Origin of the sequence: Microcystis sp. LE18-22.4A, from assembly GCF_027531105.1 — a bacterium.
GTDB lineage: Bacteria > Cyanobacteriota > Cyanobacteriia > Cyanobacteriales > Microcystaceae > Microcystis > Microcystis aeruginosa.
On sequence record NZ_JAPZRB010000256.1, the window covers coordinates 1 to 1139 of the forward strand.

Here is a 1139-nt window from a genome sequence, read left to right on the forward strand (position 1 = left end):
GTTGGTGCTGGTGATCCACTGACAGAACTGCTCCCACAGGGAAGCGCTCTCGCGCTGTTGTAGAGTGGTGGTCATTGGTTTATGATTCCTATTAAGTTATCGAGGTACGATTGATGATGTCTCTATCTTAGAGAGTTTGTAACGGTTTGTAAAGGGGTTTGAAACTATTGTTACTTATACCATTGATAAGCTGAGGTTATGAAAGGGGTCGGGTGCGGTCTGGTCTTTTCTGATCTAAGATTGAAGACATGACTCGACAACCTCACGACCAATTTGCCAAACAATACCTAGAAGAATTGCTGTCTCCTCTGGGAAAGGTGGAAGTTAGCAAGGAAGTGGCGGATGAAACCCGTCAGGTGGATATTTTCTTCTCTCCTCACCCTAATATGCGGGGAAATGCTCAATCTTTGGGTCTTTTAGGGCAAATGGTGACCACAAGCACTTTGCTTGAGCCTTTTCGCAATGCTCCCAGTCGAACGGAAATTCGCCACTGTATCTTAAAATTGTTTTCGATTTTCGCTGAACTTCAACGGAAAGGGAAACGGGAAAAAACTGAGTTAAACGAGGATGACTTACCTAAATTATGGATTTTGGCTACTTCTATTAGTTTACACATCCTAGAGAGTTTTGATGCTAAGTTAGAACTGGAAAACTGGACAGAAGGGATTTACTTTTTATCTCCCTCTCACCGAACGGCAATTATAGCGATTAATCAGTTACCTATTACCCCAGACACTTTACTGTTAAGATTGTTGGGACGGGGGAAAACCCAAAGCCAAGCGGTGAGAGAGTTGCTTGAGTTGCCCTCTGGCGATTCTTTCCGTCAAAATGTCATGGAATTATTGATTAGTTGGCGTGTGAGTGTTGAAATTAACAATCTTTTAGAATCAGAAGATAGGGAGGTATTTATGGCTTTATCTCAATCTTATTTAGAGTGGAAAGAGGCGACCAAACGAGAAGGACTTCAACAAGGACTTCAACAAGGACAACGACAAATTATTGAAAATTTAATGCAAGTGAGGTTTGGAGAATTGGATGAGTCTTTAATAAAAGTCATTGATGAGTTGCTCAAGTTATCACCGATGGAGTCTAGTCGTTTATTATTGGAGTCTTCACGGGAAGATTTAATCAGACGATTC

At 41.5% G+C, this 1139-nt stretch carries 1 protein-coding gene; it reads left to right on the forward strand.

The window, feature by feature from the left end:
• Positions 1 to 248: 248 nt before the first annotated feature.
• The coding region (locus O9295_RS11905; RefSeq protein ID WP_288033058.1) for a hypothetical protein at positions 249 to 1139 on the forward strand (891 nt) is incomplete at its 3' end.